This is a genomic window from Pseudomonas sp. NPDC086251, from assembly GCF_044746405.1.
GTDB lineage: Bacteria > Pseudomonadota > Gammaproteobacteria > Pseudomonadales > Pseudomonadaceae > Aquipseudomonas.
The window spans coordinates 562,692-581,562 of the sequence record NZ_JBIVBY010000001.1; the positions used below are offsets into that span (position 1 = coordinate 562,692).

Annotated in this window: 11 protein-coding genes; 5 read left to right on the plus strand and 6 right to left on the minus strand. The window is 61.7% G+C overall.

The annotated features are described in order from the left end of the window. The first annotated feature begins 73 nt into the window (after positions 1-73). From ACIPL2_RS02530 to ACIPL2_RS02550, 5 genes are all read left to right on the plus strand, one after another. Entirely contained in the window at positions 74-1,156 is a 1,083-nt protein-coding gene (locus ACIPL2_RS02530; RefSeq protein ID WP_401352697.1) for an efflux RND transporter periplasmic adaptor subunit, read from the plus strand. Next, the gene (locus ACIPL2_RS02535; RefSeq protein WP_401352698.1) at positions 1,153-4,362 is read left to right on the plus strand and encodes an efflux RND transporter permease subunit; all 3,210 of its coding nucleotides are present in this window, start codon (positions 1,153-1,155) and stop codon (positions 4,360-4,362) included. The genes ACIPL2_RS02530 and ACIPL2_RS02535 overlap by 4 nt, the downstream gene beginning before the upstream one ends. A gap of 1 nt (position 4,363) precedes the next feature. Continuing rightward, positions 4,364-5,788: an efflux transporter outer membrane subunit gene (locus ACIPL2_RS02540; RefSeq protein ID WP_401352700.1), complete on the plus strand. Its 1,425-nt coding sequence runs from the start codon at positions 4,364-4,366 to the stop codon at positions 5,786-5,788. 119 nt (positions 5,789-5,907) lie between these two features. After that, entirely contained in the window at positions 5,908-7,248 is a 1,341-nt protein-coding gene (gene potE, locus ACIPL2_RS02545) for a putrescine-ornithine antiporter (protein WP_401352702.1), read from the plus strand. A gap of 47 nt (positions 7,249-7,295) precedes the next feature. After that, a complete protein-coding gene (locus ACIPL2_RS02550) occupies positions 7,296-8,201 on the plus strand; it encodes an amino acid ABC transporter substrate-binding protein (RefSeq protein ID WP_401352703.1) in 906 nt (301 codons plus the stop codon). Positions 8,202-8,231: 30 nt separating this feature from the next. Here the strand turns inward: ACIPL2_RS02550 and ACIPL2_RS02555 are convergent, their stop codons facing one another. The 6 genes from ACIPL2_RS02555 to ACIPL2_RS02580 form a co-directional block, all read right to left on the minus strand. Further along, positions 8,232-9,875 carry a fatty acid--CoA ligase gene (locus ACIPL2_RS02555; protein ID WP_401352705.1) on the minus strand — a complete coding sequence of 548 codons (1,644 nt, stop codon included), beginning with the start codon at positions 9,873-9,875 and terminating at the stop codon, positions 8,232-8,234. A gap of 40 nt (positions 9,876-9,915) precedes the next feature. Continuing rightward, complete coding sequence (locus ACIPL2_RS02560; protein WP_401352707.1) at positions 9,916-11,694, minus strand: acyl-CoA dehydrogenase C-terminal domain-containing protein; 1,779 nt, start codon at positions 11,692-11,694, stop codon at positions 9,916-9,918. Between the two features lie 7 nt (positions 11,695-11,701). Continuing rightward, the gene (locus ACIPL2_RS02565; RefSeq protein WP_401352709.1) at positions 11,702-14,215 is read right to left on the minus strand and encodes an RND family transporter; all 2,514 of its coding nucleotides are present in this window, start codon (positions 14,213-14,215) and stop codon (positions 11,702-11,704) included. Positions 14,216-14,230: 15 nt separating this feature from the next. Continuing rightward, positions 14,231-15,319, minus strand: coding sequence for a WD40/YVTN/BNR-like repeat-containing protein (locus tag ACIPL2_RS02570; protein WP_401352711.1), 1,089 nt, complete (start codon positions 15,317-15,319; stop codon positions 14,231-14,233). A gap of 98 nt (positions 15,320-15,417) precedes the next feature. Then, positions 15,418-16,776, minus strand: coding sequence for a DUF1329 domain-containing protein (locus ACIPL2_RS02575; RefSeq protein ID WP_401352712.1), 1,359 nt, complete (start codon positions 16,774-16,776; stop codon positions 15,418-15,420). 41 nt (positions 16,777-16,817) lie between these two features. Next, a complete protein-coding gene (locus tag ACIPL2_RS02580; RefSeq protein ID WP_401352714.1) occupies positions 16,818-18,830 on the minus strand; it encodes a DUF1302 domain-containing protein in 2,013 nt (670 codons plus the stop codon). Positions 18,831-18,871 lie beyond the last annotated feature (41 nt).

Consider the following 18,871-nt stretch of genomic DNA (forward strand, 5'->3'; position numbering starts at 1 on the left):
GGGACTGGTCCTGCTTGCCGGCTGCGGTAAAGAGCCCGCCTCTCCCGCCCGCCAGCCCCCCGATGTGACGGTCATGACCGTCACCACGCGCAACACGCCAGTTACCTTTGAATTCGTCGCACAAACCCAGAGCTCCCGCGAGGTCGAGATCCGCGCCCGAGTGGCCGGTTTCCTCGAGAAGCGGCTATACACCGAAGGCGATCTGGTGAAGGCCGGGCAAACCCTGTTTCAGATGGACCGTAAACCCTTCGAAGCCGCGTTGCTGTCAGCCCAGGGACAACTGGCCCAGCAACAGGCGCGGTGGGAGGTGGCCAAAGCCACCCTGGCGCGCGTGCGTCCCCTGGCGGCACAGAATGCGGTCAGCAAGATGGACCTGGACAACGCCGTCGGTGACGAGCGTCAAACCCGCGCCGCTGTACTGGCCGCCGAGGGCTCGGTCCGCACCGAGCAATTGAACCTAAGTTACACCACCATCAGCTCTCCCCTCACCGGCCTTTCAAGCTTTGCCAAAAAGCAGGAAGGCAGTTACGTCACTCCCGGTGAATCAGGCCTGCTGACCACTGTGTCGCAGATGGACCCGATCTACGTCAATTTCAGCCTTTCGGAAAACGAGACCCTGAAGTACCGCGACGAGATTGCGGCCGGTCATCTCATCTTTCCGCCTCGCAGCGAGTTTGTCGTGGAGATAGTACTGGCCGACGGCACCGTGGTGCCCGACCGCGGTCGCCTGAATTTTGCCGCGCCCTCCTACAGCCAGGACACCGGAACCTTTCTGGTTCGGGCCGTGGTGGCGAACCCGACCAGCCTGTTGCGCCCCGGCCAGTTCGTGCGGGCGCGGGCCATCGGCGCTACCCGGCCGAACGCCATTGTGGTTCCACAAAAGGCGGTGCTGGAAGGCGCCAAAAGCCATTTCGTCTGGGTCGTCAATGCCGAGGGCAAACCGGAGCAGCGCGTTGTCGAGGTGGGTGACTGGCATGGTGACGACTGGTTCATTACCAAAGGCTTGCAGGCGGGTGAGCGCATTGTGGTCGACGGGGCAATCCGGGTCACCCCTGGCGGAGCGCTGAATATCATCTCCCCTACTCCACCGGTCCCGGACGTGGCGCCGGCGACGAAAGCGGCCGTGGCCGCGCAAAACAGTGGGCACAGCCCATGAGCATTTCCCACTATTGCATTGATCGCCCGATTTTCGCCTCGGTGATCTCGATCATCATCACCCTGGCTGGCGCGGTGGCAATGGTCCAACTGCCTGTCGCCCAATACCCTGACATCACACCCCCACAGATTACGGTTGCGGCAACCTACCCGGGCGCCGATGCACTGGTCGTGGCTAACAATGTGGCGGCGCCGATCGAGCAGCAGGTCAACGGTGCCGACAACATGATCTACATGAACTCGTCGAGCTCGGCGACGGGCAACATGACCCTCAACGTGTTCTTCGAAATCGGCACCGACCCTTCGCTGGCCCAGGTCGACGTGCAAAACCGGGTCAACCTCGCACTGCCGCAACTGCCCTCCGCCGTGCAGAGCCAGGGCATCCAGGTACAGAAGAAATCATCGGCCTTCATGATGGTCCTGGCGGTTTACTCCGCCGGCGATCGCTACGACAGCACCTACGTCGCCAACTACGCCAACCTGTACATTCTGGACGCCATCAAGCGCATCCCGGGGGCCAACCAGGCGAGCATTTTCGGTACGCCTGACTACGCGATGCGGATCTGGCTCAAGCCCGACCGCATGGCGCAACTGGGCATCACCGCGGCGGATGTGCAGAAAGCCGTGGCCAATCAGAACCAGCAGTTCGCGGTGGGCCGGGTCGGCCAGTCCCCCACGGGGCAGGCCGTGGAGCAGTCCTTTGCGGTGACCACCAAAGGGCGGCTGACCGAACCTGCCGAATTTGAGAACATTATTCTGCGCGCCAGCAACGACGGCGCCGCCATTGTCCGTCTCAAGGACATTGGCCGGGCCGAACTCGGGCAAAAAGACTACTCGTTGCGCAGCACTTACCAAGGAAAACCGGCGACGCTGATTGCCGTGTATCAACAACCCGGCGCCAACGCCCTCGATGTGTCCGCTGCCGTCACCTCGACGCTGGCGCAGATGAAGGCGACCTTTCCCGAGGGCATCGAATACAAGATCGTCATGGACACCACCGCGTTTACCCGCGCGTCGATTACCGAGGTGATCCACACCTTTTTCGAAGCGTTGGTGCTGGTGGTCGTGGTGGTGTTCATCTTCTTGCAGAGCCTGCGGGCCACGCTGATTCCGGTGTTGGCGGTGCCAGTGTCGATTGTCGGCACCTTTATTGGCATGTCGGCCCTGGGTTTTTCGGTGAACATGCTGACGCTGTTCGGCATGGTGCTGGCGATCGGCATCGTGGTGGACGACGCCATCGTGGTAATCGAAAACGTCGAACGCAACATGCAAGTCCACAAGATGTCGCCCAAGGACGCCGCCAAACGGGCCATGGATGAAGTGGCCGGCCCGGTGGTCGCCATTGTCCTGGTGCTGTGTGCGGTGTTCATCCCGGTGGCGTTCATGGGCGGCATTACTGGCCAACTGTACAAACAGTTCGCGATCACCATCGCCATTTCCGTGGTGATTTCCGGCCTCGTTGCCCTGACCCTTTCACCGGCCCTGGCCGCGCTGCTGCTCAAGCCCCAGCACGGTGACAAAAACGCATTCTTCCGCTGGTTCGAGCGCAGCTTCGAACGCATGACCGACAGCTATTCGCGATCGGTCGCGTTCATGATCAAACGCTTCGTCCTGGCCTTGTTGCTCTTTGCCGGCATGATCGTGTTGATCCTGTTGATGGCGCAACGCATACCCAGTGCCTTCCTGCCGCCAGAAGACCAGGGTTACTTGCTGGGGGCCGTGATCATGCCCGACGCCGCCAGCCTCGATCGCACCGGCGAAGTCGGGAAAGTGGCCAGTGATTTCTTCATGAACGATGCCTCGGTCGAGGGCGTTGCCATCGTTAACGGCTACAGCCTGCTGGACGGCCAGAACAAGAACAATGCGGCCGCTTTTTTCGTTGGCTTCAAGGATTTCGAGGGCCGTTACAAGGACTCGGACACGATCAAGGAACAAAGCGCTCCAGCGGTCATCCAGAAAGCGGCCCACGCTTTTTCCACGGTGCAAGGCGGGATCATTCTGCCGGTGAATCCGCCGTCCATTCCCGGCCTGGGTACGACTGGGGGCATGGAGGTGTGGGTGCAAAGCAAGGGCGACGCCAGTATCGGCCAACTGGCTGAAATGGTCGGGACGCTGGTTGCCAAGGCGAAACAGCGCCCGGAACTCGGCGCCATTACCTCCACGTTCAACGTGTTCTCGCGCCAGCTGCTGGTGGACGTCGACCGGGAAAAGGCGGAAACGCTGGGGGTGCCGGTAGAAGATGTCTACAGCACGATGCAAACCATGTTCGGCTCGCTCTACGTGTCTCAATTCAACAAATTCAGTCGCCTGTGGCAGGTCATTTTGCAAGCCGAGCCGATCTATCGCCTCAAGGCCGAGGACCTGCAACAGATTTACGTGCGCAGCAAGAACCTTGAGATGGTGCCGCTCAAGGCCTTGCTGACCACCCGCTACGTCACCGGCCCTGACTTGCTGACGCGTTTCAACAACTTCCCGGCCGTGAAACTCACCGCCAACGCAGCCCCTGGCTACAGCTCCGGCCAGGCACTGAAAGCTTTGGAAGAAATCAGCGCTGAGATCATGACCAACGACTATGCGCTGGCCCTGAGCGGCGAAGCGTTCGAAGAGAAGAAAAGCGGCGGCGCTTCGTCCCAAGTGTTCATTTTCGGCCTGATCATGGTGTTCCTGATCCTCGCAGCGCAGTACGAGAAATGGTCCCTGCCGGTGGGTGTGTTGCTGGCGGTGCCTTTCGCCTTGTTCGGTGCCCTGCTCGCCGTGTTGATTCGAGGGTTGAGCAACGACGTTTATTTCCAGATCGGCCTGACCATGCTGGTCGCGCTGGCCGCCAAGAACGCCATTCTGATTTTCGAGTTTGCGGTGCTGAACCGGGAAAACGGCATGTCGGCCTACGATGCCGCCATGACCGCGGCAAAAGAGCGCCTGCGGCCCATCGTGATGACATCACTGGCCTTTATCCTCGGGTGTGTGCCGCTGGCCATTGCCGTCGGTGCCTCGGAAAACAGTCGCCACTCCATCGGTACGGGGGTGATCGGCGGGATGCTCGCCGCCACCGTCATCGCCATCTTCTTCATCCCGCTGTTCTACTACCTGGTCGAACGGTTGACCGAGAAAAAAGGCCTGATCAAGCCCCCCGCCCAGCTCCCCTCGCCACTGTCCTCCGGGGAGCTTCCCAAGGGTGCCCCTCAACACCGACATGAGGGAGATTGAGATGCGCACCGCTCATCTCCCCTTCCTGCTGTGCCTGGGCCTGACCGGCTGCATGGTCGGCCCGGATTATCAGCGCCCCGCCACTGACGCCCCGGCTGCCTATCGCTATGCCGACAAGGAGGCACACGATCTGTCGAACACCCTGTGGTGGGAGCAGTTCAAGGACCCGGTGCTCAATGAGCTGATTCGCAGTGCCCTGGCCGAGAACAAGGACATCAAGATCGCCGCCGCGCGGGTCGAGGAATTCCAGGGCCGTTACGGCGTCGTGCGCTCGCAATTGTTTCCGCAGGTTGGCCTCGGCGTGCAAGGCACCCGCAACCGGGCGCCCCGCGACAACGGCCCGGTACCGCTGGATTCCAGCGTCGACCCGATATTCAACAACTACCAGGCCAATCTCAGCGCCAGTTGGGAGCTGGATGTCTGGGGTCGCCTGCGGCGCCTCAACGAGTCCGCGCGTGCCGACTTGCTAGCCTCGGAGGAAGGCCGGCGTACGGTTATTCTCAGTTTGGTGTCATCGGTGGCGTCCAGCTACATCACCCTGCGCGATCTTGACCAGGAACTGCAAATCGCCCGCACCACCGCCAAGGCGCGTGGCGACTCCTACGAAATCTTCAAACTGCGCTTTGGCGCCGGGACCATTTCCGAAATGGAGCTGGCGCAAAACCTCTCCGAGTTCCAGCGCACCCAGGCCTCGGTCGCGCAATTCGAATCGCAGGTTGGCGTACAGGAAAACAACCTGGCCGTGCTGCTCGGACGCAACCCCGGGCCCATCATCCGCGGGCGTGACCTGGAGCAACTGGCCCTGCCGTCAGTGCCGGCCGGTCTGCCGTCGGACTTGCTCGAGCGGCGTCCCGACCTGCGCCAGGCCGAGCTCGACCTGATTTCCGCCAACGCCCGGATCGGTGCCGCCAAGGCGTTGTACTTCCCGACGATCTCCCTGACCGGTCTGCTCGGTTCGGCTAGTAATCAACTCTCCAACCTGTTCACCGGCCCCGCTGCGACCTGGTCCTATGGGGTCGCGGCAAGCATGCCGATCTTCACCGCCGGCGGCATCGCCGGGCAGGTCCAGCAGGCCGAGGCGTTTCAACAACAAGCGCTGTTGAGCTACCAGCAATCGATTCAATCGGCGTTCCGGGATGTCGAAAACGCGCTGGTCACCGCGAGCAAATCCCGCGAGCAGATGGCCTCCCAGGCCAATCAGGTCGAAGCGTTGCGCACCTACACCAAGTTTGCGCGGCTGCGTTACGACAATGGCTACACCAGCTACATCGAAGTGCTGGATGCGGAGCGCAGCCTGTTCGACGCCGAGTTGAGCTACACCCAGACCCGGGGTCTGGTGTTGAACGCCATGGTCGATGTTTACAAGGCAACCGGTGGCGGTTGGGTGACCGAGGCGGACACGTTCACAGTGGCTTCGCCGCGCTGAAGCACTGCACGAATCGGCCTGCGCCCGACATCCGATGGGCGCTCCCCGCGATTTTAAACGCTCCCCCAACGATGGCGCCGGGCGGGGTCAATGCTTTGAACAGGGCAAGGAGTATTCCGATGGCCGATTCAAGCAAGAAGATGAGCCTCATGGGGCTGACCACGCTGGTCACGGTCAACATGATGGGCTCCGGCATCATCATGTTACCCACCAACATGGCCCAGTTAGGCGCGGTCTCGTTGTTGTCGTGGATCTTCACGGCCATCGGCTCGATGGCGATTGCCTACTGTTTTGCCCAGTGCGGAATTTTCTGTCCGCGTTCGGGCGGTTTGTCTGCCTATACCGAAGAAGCGCATGGCAAGTCGGGGTTCTTCATCTGCTCGTACCTGTACTTTCTATCCCTGGCGATTGCCAATGTGGCCGTTGCCATTTCCGCGGTCGGTTACATGACGTCGTTCGTTCCCTGGTTCGGCACCGGCGCGGTACCGTTGTTCGTGGGCACGGTTGGCTTGATCTGGCTGACGATCGTGGCCAATTTCGGTGGCCCGGGCATTACCGGAAAAATCGGCGCAATCACGGTCTGGGGCGTGATCATTCCGGTGGCGGGGCTGAGCGTCTTCGGCTGGTTCTGGTTCAAGTCCGACGTGCTGATCGCTGCCTGGAACCCAAACAACCTGGCGGTTTCCGAAGCCATCGGCAAGGCCATCCCGCTGACTCTATGGGCCTTCCTGGGCATGGAGTCCGCGGCCCAGGCTTCCGATGCGGTGGACGATCCCAAGCGTAACGTGCCGCTGGCGTGTCTGTTCGGAACGCTGGGTGCGGCGGTGGTGTATGTGCTGTCAACCACGGTCATCCAAGGCATAATTCCCAACGCCGAATTAGCCAACTCATCAGCGCCCTTCGCCCTGGTGTATGCGCAGATGTTCAATCCAACGGTCGGCAAGATCATCATGGCGCTGGCGGTCATGGCCTGTATCGGCTCGTTGCTGGGGTGGCAGTTCACCCTGGCGCAAACGGCGAAGATGACCGCCGACCAAGGCCTGTTTCTGAAGTTGTTCAGCAAGGTCAACGCGGTCAATGCGCCCATTGTTGGCATGATCGCCTGTGGCGTACTGCAAACCGCCATGGCCTTGTCGACCATCTCCCCCGATGCCAGCGCCCAGTTCAGTAAACTGGTGAGCCTGGCGGCGGTGACCAACCTGATTCCCTACGTGACGGCGCTGACCGGCCTGCTGGTCATCATGTACAAGGCCGGGGTCTCCCCGGCCATCTACACACGCAACACCGTGGTGTTGTTGATTGCGGTGGCCTATTCGTTGTACGCCTTGTATGCCTGCGGCAAGGATGCGGTGTTCGGCGGCGCGCTGGTCCTGACGTTCGGTTACCTGCTGTATGGTTTCCTCGCCCGGCGTTTTGTCAACGAGGCGCCCGCCTTGACGGCCAGGGCCGGCAATCCTTAGTCGTTGTCTTCGAGAATGGAAAGACATCTGAATTTGGAGAACAGAATATGCGCCTGCCCATAAGCACACCCACCCGTCTGATGCTCGCCTGCCTGCTATCGATGTCATCGGCACTCGCCTGCGCCAACACCCTTGAGCGCGTACGTGCCAGCCACACACTGACCCTGGGCTACCTGCCGCACTTCGCCCCCTTCAGCAGCGAGGACGGCTACAAGGCCAGCGGCTATGCCATCGAGCTTTGCCTGAAAATTGCCGACAAGGTGAAGACGGAACTGGGCTTGTCTGCGTTGCAGGTGCGTTACCAGTCAGTCGAGACCACCGACGAAATGAATGCCGTGGGGGCCGGCAAGGTCGACATTCTCTGTACCCCGACACCGCCCACACTGGAGCGGCGCAAGACGGTCAGTTTCACGGTGCCCGTCTACACGGCCGGCCTCTCGGTGGTCGTACGCCAAGGGGCGCCCGAGACATTGCTCAATGTGCTCAACGGCAAAGTAGCCCATACCGGACCCACCTGGCGTGCGACGGTCAATCAGGGCCTGGCGAACCAGACGTATGCCACGACCGCAGGTGGCATCACCCAGACGTGGATCCGCCAACAAATGCACTTGCTGGGTGTGGTCGCCACACTGGTCACCGTCGACAGTATCGACGATGGCCTCAAGCGGGTTGCCGAGGGCAAGGCCGATGCTTTTTTTGCCGAACGCATGATGCTGGAAAACCGGCTCAGCACAGCATACCCCGCTGGGAATCTGAGGCTGCTGGCGCGCATTTTCGAATACTCGCCAGCGGCGATGGCGGTGGATCGAGACGATGACGATTTCCGTCTGCTGGTCGACACCGCACTGAGTGAAATGTACCGCTCGGGCGAGATTGAAAAAGCCTACGACAACTACCTGGGCGGCGTCAGCGACACGGACAGGAAGCTGTTCAAGGTCTATGCCATACCGTAAAGACAAGCCCGGCGCACCGGGCTTCTCGGTTCAGCCCGCTTCGCTTTCCCGAATCAGCTTTTTGTTGATCTTGCCGACGCTGGTTTTAGGAATCTCGGCGACGAATTTGAACTGCTTGGGGATCGCCCATTTGTTGATGCGGCCACTCTCGACGAACTGTTGCAGGTGCGTCTCGAGAATCCGTCGGTCGAGGAAGGTTCCCGGTTCGCAGATCACCAGCGCCATCGGTCGTTCGCCCCATTGCTCATCGGCAATGCCCACCACGGCGACGGACATCACGGCCGGGTGTTGACTGAGCAGGTTTTCCAGCTCTAGGGAGCTGATCCACTCCCCGCCCGTCTTGATCACGTCCTTGATCCGGTCCTTGATTTCCACCCCGCCCATGGCGTCGATAGAGGCCATGTCGCCGGTGTGCAGCCAGCCGCCCAGCCAAAGCTCCGCGCCCTTCTCGGGTTCCTTCAAATAACCTTGCGTCAACCACGGCGCGCGGACCACGATTTCGCCCAATGACTCGCCGTCATGGGCAACGGCTTTACCGTTGGCATCGACGATTTTCAGATCGACCATCGGCACCGGCGTGCCGGTCTTGATGCGCTTGGGCAACTGAGCTTGCCGGGATTGTTCGAGGTCTTCTTCACGCAGGTAAGTGGTGCAAAGAATCGGGCAGGTTTCCGACATGCCATAGCCGCTGTGCACCTGGATGCCTTTGGCGCTCGCTTCGCTGGCGATACCCAAGGTCAGCGCGCTGCCGCCCAGGAGCATTTTCCAGCCATCAAAACGGCTGTCTGCCGCCGCCTCGCAGCCGAGGATCATTTGCAGGATCGTTGGCACGCAATGGGAGAACGTCACGCACTCTTCACGGTACAACCTGACCAGGCTGTTGGGCTCGTAGCGTCCAGGGTAGACCTGCTTGAGCCCCATCAGGGTCGCGACATAGGGCACGCCCCATGCATGCACGTGAAACATCGGCGTGATGGGCATGTAGACGTCATCGGAACGCAGCAGCGGCAAACCTTGATAGACCCCCAACGTGCCCACGGCATTCAGCGTGTGCAGCACCAATTGACGGTGGGTGAAATACACGCCTTTAGGCTGGCCAGTGGTGCCGGTGGTGTAGAACAACGTCGCGACCGAGTTTTCATCAAAGTCAGGGAACTCATACTGGTCCGGGGATTGCGCCAACAGCTGTTCATACTCGCCTAGCACCGGCAGAGACGTTTCGCTTGCCGTGTCGTCGGTCAACCGCACGTAGCCTTTGACGGTGCTGAGCTGCCCCTGAATCGGCTCGATCAGGGGCAGGAAATCATCATGCACCAGCACCAAATCGTCTTCGGCGTGATTCATGGTATAGAGCACCTGATCCGGCGACAGGCGAATGTTCACGGTGTGCAGCACCGCACCGATCATCGGTACGGCGAAAAAACATTCCAGGTAGCGATGACTGTCCCAATCGAGCAGCGCCACCGTGTCACCGGCCTTGACGCCGGCTGCCGTCAAGGCATTGGCCAACCGGCGAATCCGCTGATTGAGGGTCTGGTAGCTGTAGCGCAGTTTGTCGGCATAGACGATTTCCCGGCCCGGCTCGTAGCGCACGCCGGACAGTAACAGCTGCTTGATCAGCAAGGGATAGGCGTAGGCGCCGTCGGCGGGCGGAATTATTTTTGTCGCCATCATGGTTGTGGTTCCTGGTCCTTGTTTTGCGTGGGCTCGGCGATCAGAACTGCGCCGCATCCAGTTGGTAGAGGCAGTCGCTACCGGCCTTGGCTGACGCGCTCAACGAGTGGATTCGCGGCAGCAGGCGGGCGAAGTAGAAGCGTGCGGTGGCGAGTTTGCTGACGTAGAAATCGTCCTTGGAAGGCGTGCTCATGGCGGCTTTGGCCATGCGCGCCCACATGTAGGCGTACGCGGTGTAGCCAAAGACGTGCAGGTACTCGACCGAGGCGGCGCCGATTTCATTCGGGTTGCTTTGGGCGCGATCCAGTAGCCACGCCGTCAGTTCGTCGAGGGTGTCCACGGCGGCGTTCAACGGTCGGGTGAACTCGCCGAGGTCAGCGCAGGCATTGGCGGTGAAGTGGCGGATTTCGGCGGAGAACAAGCGGTAGAGCGCCCCGCCGCTACCGACGATCTTGCGCCCGGCCAGGTCCAGCGACTGGATACCGTTGGTGCCTTCGTAGATCTGCGTGATGCGCACATCACGCACCAGTTGCTCCTGCCCCCACTCACGGATGTAGCCGTGACCGCCGAAAACCTGCTGGCCGTGCACCGTGGTTTCCAGGCCCATGTCCGTCAGAAACGCCTTGGCCACCGGGGTCAGCAGCGACACCAGATCTTGCGCGCGGTGGCGGGTGACGGCGTCGTCGCTGAACTTGGCAGTGTCCAGTTGCAACGCCACGTAAGTCGAGAAGGCGCGCCCGCCTTCGTTCAAGGCCTTCATCGTCAGCAGCATGCGTCGCACATCCGGGTGCGCGATGATCGGGTCGGCTGATTGGTGGGGGGCCTGCGGACCGGTCGGCGCACGGCTCTGGGTGCGTTCGCGGGCATAGTCGATGGCGTTCTGGTACGAGCGCTCGCCCAGGGCCAAGCCTTGAATGCCGACGCCCAGGCGTTCGTAATTCATCATGGTGAACATCGCCGCCAGGCCCTTGTTCGGCGCGTCGATGATCCAGCCCGTGGCGCCGTCAAAGTTCATCACACAGGTGGCAGACGCCTTGATGCCCATCTTGTGCTCGATCGAGCCGCAGGACAGCGCGTTACGTTCGCCCAGCGAACCGTCGGCATTGACCAGCACCTTGGGCACCAGAAACAGCGAAATACCTTTGGGACCGGCCGGCGCATCCGGCAGCCTGGCCAGTACCAGGTGAATGATGTTTTCGGTCAGGTCGTGTTCACCGCCGGTGATGAAAATCTTGCTGCCACTGATCCTGTAGCTGCCGTCGGCCTGGGGCTCGGCGCGGGTGCGGATCAGGCCCAGGTCGGTGCCGGCATGGGCTTCGGTCAGGCACATCGAACCGGCCCAGACTCCGGCGTACAGGTTCGGCAGAAAGCGTTGCTTGAGTTCTTCGCTGGCATGCGCGTTGATCGACAGGCATGCACCCGCCGTCAGCATCGGGTACAGGCCGAATGACAGGCTGGCCGAATTGACCATCTCCTCGACCTGCGCCGAAATCACCTTGGGCATGCCCATGCCACCGAACTGCGGGTCGCCACCGACACCGCCCCAACCGCCCTCGGCGAACGCCTGGTACGCCGCCGCAAAACCATCCGGGGCGCTGACCGAACCGTTGCTCCAGGTACAGCCCTGTTCATCACTGTCACGGTTCAGCGGCGCGATCACTTCAGCACTGATCTTGCCCGCCTCTTCAAGAATCGCGGCTGCGGTTTCGGCATCGATCACCTCGGCCAGGCCGGGCATTTTGGCCCATCGCCGGGAGACCTCGAAAACCTCGTTGAGTACGAAGCGCATGTCGCGCAGGGGAGCTTTGTAGTCAGACATTGTTGGCTTACTCGGAAGTGGTCAAGGCATGAGGCATGCCGGGACGTTCAGTGGTTTCGGTATTTTCGGTTGATGCCACGGGGGCAGGCACCCGCTCACGCAGCAGGAAGTACGACAGGGCCGGAATCAGGATCAGCGCCCCGAGCATGTTCCACAGGAACATGAAGGTCAGCAGGATGCCCATGTCGGCCTGGAACTTGATCGGCGACCAGACCCAGCACACCACGCCGGCCGCCAGGGTGATGCCCACCAGGCCGACGACCCGGCCGGTGAACGACACGGCGTTACGGTAAGCCTGGGACAGCGGCAAGCCCTGACGCTGGAAATGCAGTTGCACGCTGAGCAGGTACAAGGCGTAATCCACGCCAATCCCCACGCCCAAGGCGATCACCGGCAGGGTCGCGACTTTCACGCCGATGCCCATGGCGACCATCAAGGCTTCACAGAGGATCGAGGTCAGCACCAGCGGCAACAAAGCCACCAGCGTCGCGCGCCAACTGCGGAAGGTGATCAGGCAGAACAGCGTGACCGCCGCGTAGACATACAGCAGCATGGTGCGATTGGCTTCGCGCACCACGATGTTGGTCGCGGCTTCGATCCCGGCGGTGCCGGCGGCCAGCAGGAACTGCCGATCATCGGTGCTGTTGTCCCGGGCGAACCTGTCGGCGATGGCCACCACGGCGTCGAGGGTTTCGGCCTTGTGGTCCTTGAGATAGGCAATCACCGGCATCAACGAGCAATCGGTATTGAACAACTCCGGGGAGTTGACCGAGGCTTGCTGCGCGGCGTAGTTCAGCACGTCCTGGTTGCGCTGGATGCTGTTGAGCTTGGGGTTGCCTTCGTAGGTCCCGGCGGTGATCTGGCGCACGGCATTGACCAGAGATGTCGTCGCTTGCACGCCGGGGTTCTGTTGCAGTTCCCAGGCCAGTCGATCGGCGAGGATCAACGTCTGGTAGCTCAGGCAGCCTTCCGCCGGGGTCTTGATCATCACCGCGAACAGGTCGCTGGACAATGCGTAATGCTGGGTGATGTAGGCGTTGTCGCGGTTGTAGCGCGAGTCGGCCCGCAATTCCGGGGCGCCACTTTCCAGGTCGCCGATCTTCAGGTTCAGGCTGACCACGAAGCCGCCGACGCCCATCAATACCGCGACCAACACTGCACCGGTGGCCCACTTGGCCGTGGTGAAGCGGTCGAGCCAGTCCCACAGTTTGCCAAAGCCTTTATGCGCACTCGCCCGCGTGTCGATTTTCAGTGCGCGCTCGGCCGCCTTGGCGCCGACGCCGACATACGACAGCGCCACCGGCATCAGCAGCAGCGAGGTGAAGATCAGCACCGCGACACCGATACTGGCGGTGATCGCCAGGTCCTGGATCACCGGGATGTCGATCAACATCAACACGGCGAAGCCCACCGCATCGGCCAGCAGCGCAGTGACGCCGGCAATAAACAGCCGGCGGAAGGTGTAGCGCGCGGCGATCAGCTTGTGGGTGCCACGGGCGATGTCCTGCATGATGCCGTTCATCTTCTGCGCTGCGTGGGACACGCCGATGGCGAAGATCAGGAACGGCACCAACACAGAATACGGATCGATGGCATAACCCAGCCAAGCGACGATGCCCAATTGCCAAACCACGGCAATCAGCGAACAGCCGACCACCAGCAGCGTGCTGCGCACGCAACGGGTGTAGGCGTAAATAATCAGCAGTGAAGTGATCACGGCCAGGCCGAAGAACATCATCACCTGGATCAGGCCATCAATCAGGTCGCCCATCAACTTGGCGAAGCCGATCACCCGCACCTTGTACTGGCCCTTGCCCTCCTCCCCGGCCTTGCGCGCAGCGCTATCACCGGCGTATTCGATCTTGTCGCGCAACTGCTCTTCGAGCATCTGCGAAAATGCGTGGTAGTTGATGCGTTGACCACCGGCCGCAGCCTTGTCCATCAACGGTACGATCAGCATGCTCGACTTGTAGTCGCTGGCCACCAGGCTGCCGACGATGCCGGCGCGGGAAATGTTCTGCCGCAGCTGTTCGATTTCTTCCGGCTTGCCCTGATAGGTATCCGGCATCACCGGGCCGCCCTGGAAACCGTCTTCGGTGACTTCGGTCCAGCGTACGGCCGGGCTCCACAACGACTTCATCCAGGCACGGTCGACGCCCTCGGTGAGGAACAACTGGTCGTTGACCTGCTTGAGTACGTTCAAATACTCGGGGTCGAAGATGTCGCCCTGAGTGTTTTCCACCACCACCCGCACCGAGTTGCCGAGGCCACGCAACGAGGCGCGGTTCTCGAGGAAGTTCTGGATGTACGGCTGACTCTGCGGAATCATTTTTTCGAAGCTGGGGCGCAACTCCAGGCGGGTCGCGGCCATGTAGCCGAACACCACGGTGGCCAGCGCCATCAGCAGCATGAACAGCGGGCGGTAGTTGAACACCAGCCGCTCCAGCCGGTTGCCGGACTGTCGGTCGAAATCACGCAGGTCGCGGATCACTGGCATGGCGTCTTGTTTGATATTGCCCATGTCTGGGTTCTCGCTCTAAGGGTTCGAGGGCTTGTCGACAGACTCTGTGCGCACGCCACGGCTGCCCACCAACACCAACGCGCCATCGGTGGCCCGGGTGGCGCCGGTCACTGGCGTCGGCCCGGGGCGCGGCAGCAGGAGCAATTGCGCACTCAAGTCCTGGCTGGCCAGCATCTGCCCACCCTGGGTGAACAAGCGGTAGTGACCGTTGCCGTCGACGAATCCGGCGGTGATGCTGACGTGCAGGCCTGTTTCAAGCCGAGTCCAGCTGCGACCGCCATCGGTGCTGCGCAGTACGTTGCCGCGCAACCCGTAGACGACCACCTCGCCCGGCTTGCCGACGACCCCGAAGAAACTGCCCTGATACGGTGTTGGCACCGCGGCAAAGCGCTGGTCGAGGTCATTCCACTTGAGCAACAGGCCCTGCTCCCCGGCGATGTACACGCCGTCGCCGGTCGAGGCGATCGCGTTGAGGTGAAATCCTTGCGGGTTGTCGGTCCGGTCCTGGAAAGGCGTCCAGCTCAGGCCGCCGTCCTCGGTGCGCAGGATCAGGTTGAACACGCCGACCACATAGCCGAGCTTGTCGTTGGCGAACCAGACGTCGAGCAAGGGTTTGTCCGCGCCCTGCTCGGTCAGGCGCTGACCTTCGGCGACCCGCAGCGGCCATTGCTCGTTGCCGGGCTCGGCAGTGGCCAGCGCCGAGTAATGCTTGACCAGCAAGTCGCCGATCTGGCGGCCGTCCAGTTGTTTGTGCCAGGTCACGCCGGCGTCGCTGCTGTGCAACACCACGCCGTCGTTACCGACCGCCCAGCCCTGCATCGCCGAGGGGAAATTGACCGCACTGAGGTCCGCGCTCACCGGTACTACGGCTTGCTGCCAGTGTTTACCGGAATCATCGGAATAAAGAATGTGCCCACGCTGCCCGACGGCGACCAGTCGGTCGCCGGCGCGAGCCATGCCGGACAACGGGCTGCTGACGGCCAAGGCACTGGCCCTGGCCGGCAGATCCAGTACGTCGATGTAACCCGACGCCTGGGACACGCCCTGCACCAAGACAATCAAGGCGCCCAGCGCCAGTTGCAGGTACTTCTTGTACGAACACATACCGCGTCCTCTTGGGAAAACCGCGCCGGGCTGCACAACCGTGCAACCCCACGTTCACACCGGCGCCCGGACCGATCGGACGCCGTGTCGCCACTGGCTCAGCGAATGCCGCTACCGGCCAGGGATTCCGGCGTCCACTGCGCCTTGGAGAGCGGATCGATGTACTTGATGCCGCCGTAAGGCCCCACAACGCCGTTGATGTTGTAGGAGCCACCGACCAGGTCGTAGATCATGAAGGGCGTGGAATCCGGGACTTGTTTGTCATAGCTCTGGCTGAGGAACGCGAACGAACCGCGATAGAGCTGACCACGGGCGTCGTACTGGTCGGAAGCCACAGCGCTCCAGCTGTCTTCATCGAGGTAGAAGCGACGCTTCTGATAGATGTGCCGCGCACCGGCCTTGAGGTTGCCCTCGACCACCCAGACGCGGTGTTTTTCCCAGCGCACAAAGTCCGAAGCCAAGTGATTGGGCGTGGTCAGCGACTTCGGATCCTGCGCGTAGGTCAGCTTGTAGGTGTTGTAAGGCACGATCATTTCCTGCTTGCCCACCAGCTTCCAGTCGTAGCGGTCCAGCGCACCGTTGAACACGAACACATCGTCATAGGTGCCAGCGCCGGCGGTGCCGGGGTTCGGCGTGTCGTAGGCCAGGTTCGGTGCCAATTTCACCCGACGCTGACCCGGCAGGTATTGCCAGGCGCGGCGCGGTTGCTGCAATGGGTTGGCGGCGTCCTTGAGCATCACCGCTTCGCCGGCCCGGCGCGCAGGGCCGGTGTAGGACAGCTTCATCTGGTAGTAAACGTCGGCGCTGCTGATCGGCTGCGCGAGGTTTTCGTAGATCGGGTAGGAGATGAACGCCTGCCCGGTGGTGGCCAGGCTCGGAACGCCGGCGGAATCGACGTTCCAGGAGTCGTACTTGGAGTTGATGTTCACGCCCTGATAGCGCAACAGGAAATTCCACATCGCTTCGTTACCCGATTGCGGGATCGGGAACGGCACGCCCGGCAACACATTGTCGATGGCCAACCCGCCTTCGAGGGATTTGGCCTCGGTGGCGTTTTTCACACCGTTGTCGAGCACCGCCTTGGGCAGTGCGACGGTGCGGTGGGTCGGATAGACATTCACATGGAAACTCGGGAAGCGCTTGGCCAGTTCCACGGTGGTCGCCGTGAGGGCACCCTTGTATTGATCGACGTTCTTGCCGTCGATCACCAGCAGCGGTTTTTCATCGGCGAACGGGTCCGGGCGCATGCTGTCACCGGCCTTGAAGCTGGCCGGCGGCGTGATCAGGCCACCGGCATAGGCAGGAATGGAGCCGTCGGCATTGCCAGCCTTTTCAGCGCCGACCAGCGTCAGGCTGCTGCCCAGTTTCGCCGCCTCCTGAGTGGAGACAGCGGCCTGTGCCTGGGCGGCAATGACCATGGCCAGCGAGGTGGCCAACACGGTGTGTACGAGTTTCATCTTGTTATTCTCCTGCTTGCATCGAGCAAGCCAGTGGTGAATCAAAAAGTGGTTTTCATCGTCAGGTAAACAGCGCCACGGTCCTCGGTCGTGGCACCACCACCGGAGAAGGCCGAGTAGCCACCGGCGTAACAGGCGTAGTTTTCGTTGCCGCTGAAGGCGTTCGGCGTCGAGCCGTCACCGCTGCCCGCGGCCGCCGCGCCGGTGCTCGAACCGCTGACGTTGCACTTGTCGGTTTTGCCGAAGGAGTCGACGTACTTCAGGTCGACAAAGTATTTGTTGTACACAACGGCACCGACGCCGATGGCGTAGTTGCCGGTGTCCTTGGCACCGCCACCGGACACCGGTGACACGCCGGCCAGGCCGACGTTGACCGACATCGGTGCGTTGAGGTCGACACCGGGGAACACCTGGTACCAGGTCGGTGTGAAGTTGACCGCGACGCCCCAGTTGTCCCGGGTCGGCTGGTCGATACCGCGATAGGTGTCCTTGCCTTTGTAGAGCGCTTCGTTCTTGCTATCGAGCTTGAGCAGGTTGCTGTAATACAACTCGCCAAGCAGGCTGGCCGAATCGAACAACGGCGTTTTCGACAGGGTCATCAGGCCGTTTAGCGTCCAGTGCAGCGTGTCGCCGGTGGCGCTCATGCTGTCGCCCTTTTCCGGGGTGTCGTAGATCACACCGGTCGCGGCGGTACGCGCCGGCAACAGGCCGAGACCGGCACCCAGGCCCAGCGGACTGGTCGAGCTGACAATCGCCGGAATACTGGCCAGCGGCATGTTGTGGCGGATGTTCAGGTCCGAACCCACGCTGACGCCGCCGACGTCCTTGGACAGGCTCAGGCCGACGATGTGAATGTTGTCGGCGTAGGCCAATTGATAGGTGCTGCTGCTCAGCGAGTTGAGGGTGTTAACCACGGCGGGCACCTGACCCGCCGGCGGGGTGCCGTTCGGATTCGCCGAGGTCAGGCCGGTGGCGTTGAGCCAGGCTTGCGGCAGGATTTCCGAGGTGTTGCGGTAGTAAACGCCGAGCGTTCCGTCCAGCCAGGCCGGCGACCACTTGGCCATCACGCCCCAGTCGCCGCGCTTGTCCGGCGTCAGGTCGTGGCCACGACGCACGTTGGTCAGGCCGTTGCACGGCGCCAGGCCGCAACCCAGCGGGCTGCCCGGGACCACGGCGTTGGTGTTGCCCAACAGGAACGATTGCGCACCAAAGCCCACCAGATCGGAACCGCCGTAATAGGTCCCCGCCTCAGGCAGGCGCGCGGCGTCCCAATCAAGGAAGTATTGCGCGCCGATGGTCAATTCCGGGTTGATGGTGAAGGACATCGACAGTTGATTACGGGGGACGAACAGTTCCTTGGCTTCGGTCCCCGGCGATGCCGCCAGTTTGGCCAGGTCCAGGCCCGACTGGCCGTAGCTGATCGAGTGCACCGGGTTGAGGATGGTCTCGCCCCAGAACACGTTGTGCTGGCCGGCCTTGACGCTGAGCATCGACTCCTCGCCCACTTCGGTGCTGTAGAACACGAACGCGTCGAGGATTTCGCCGGACGGACCGTTGTAGTAACGCTGGGCGTAGTTGCTCAGGTGCGGGCTGCCATTGCCGACGTTGTCATTGGTCACACCGGCCAGACGCGGGTCGTTGGCGACCAGGCCCGACGTCGATCCGTTGCCGTTGACGAACGGGTTGGAGTTGGAGCCGGTATTCTCATAAGCCTTGTCGTACCAGCTGGCGGCGCTGACGCGAAAGCCCATGCTGTTTTTGTAGACCACATCCATCTCGGTCAACAGATCGACACGGTTGGTGATGTTGGTCCCGGCCTTGCGAAAGTTGTAGTCGCCGTCGTTGTTGTTCGGCGTTGCCAGCATGCGCTTGTCGGCGCTTTCGGTGCGTACGCCGTAGTTGTACTTGACGGTGTTATCGAAACGGGCGGTCCAGTCCGGGTTCCCCGTATCAAGCTCGACGGCCTGAGCCGCCGGCAGGCTGGCGGCCAGGATCGCCGAGGCCAGCAAGGTGTAGCGCGAGGGTACGAACCGATGACTCTTATTGTTGTGCATTGCGTTGTCTCCGCCTTTTTGTATTTGTTTTAAGCGCAGCC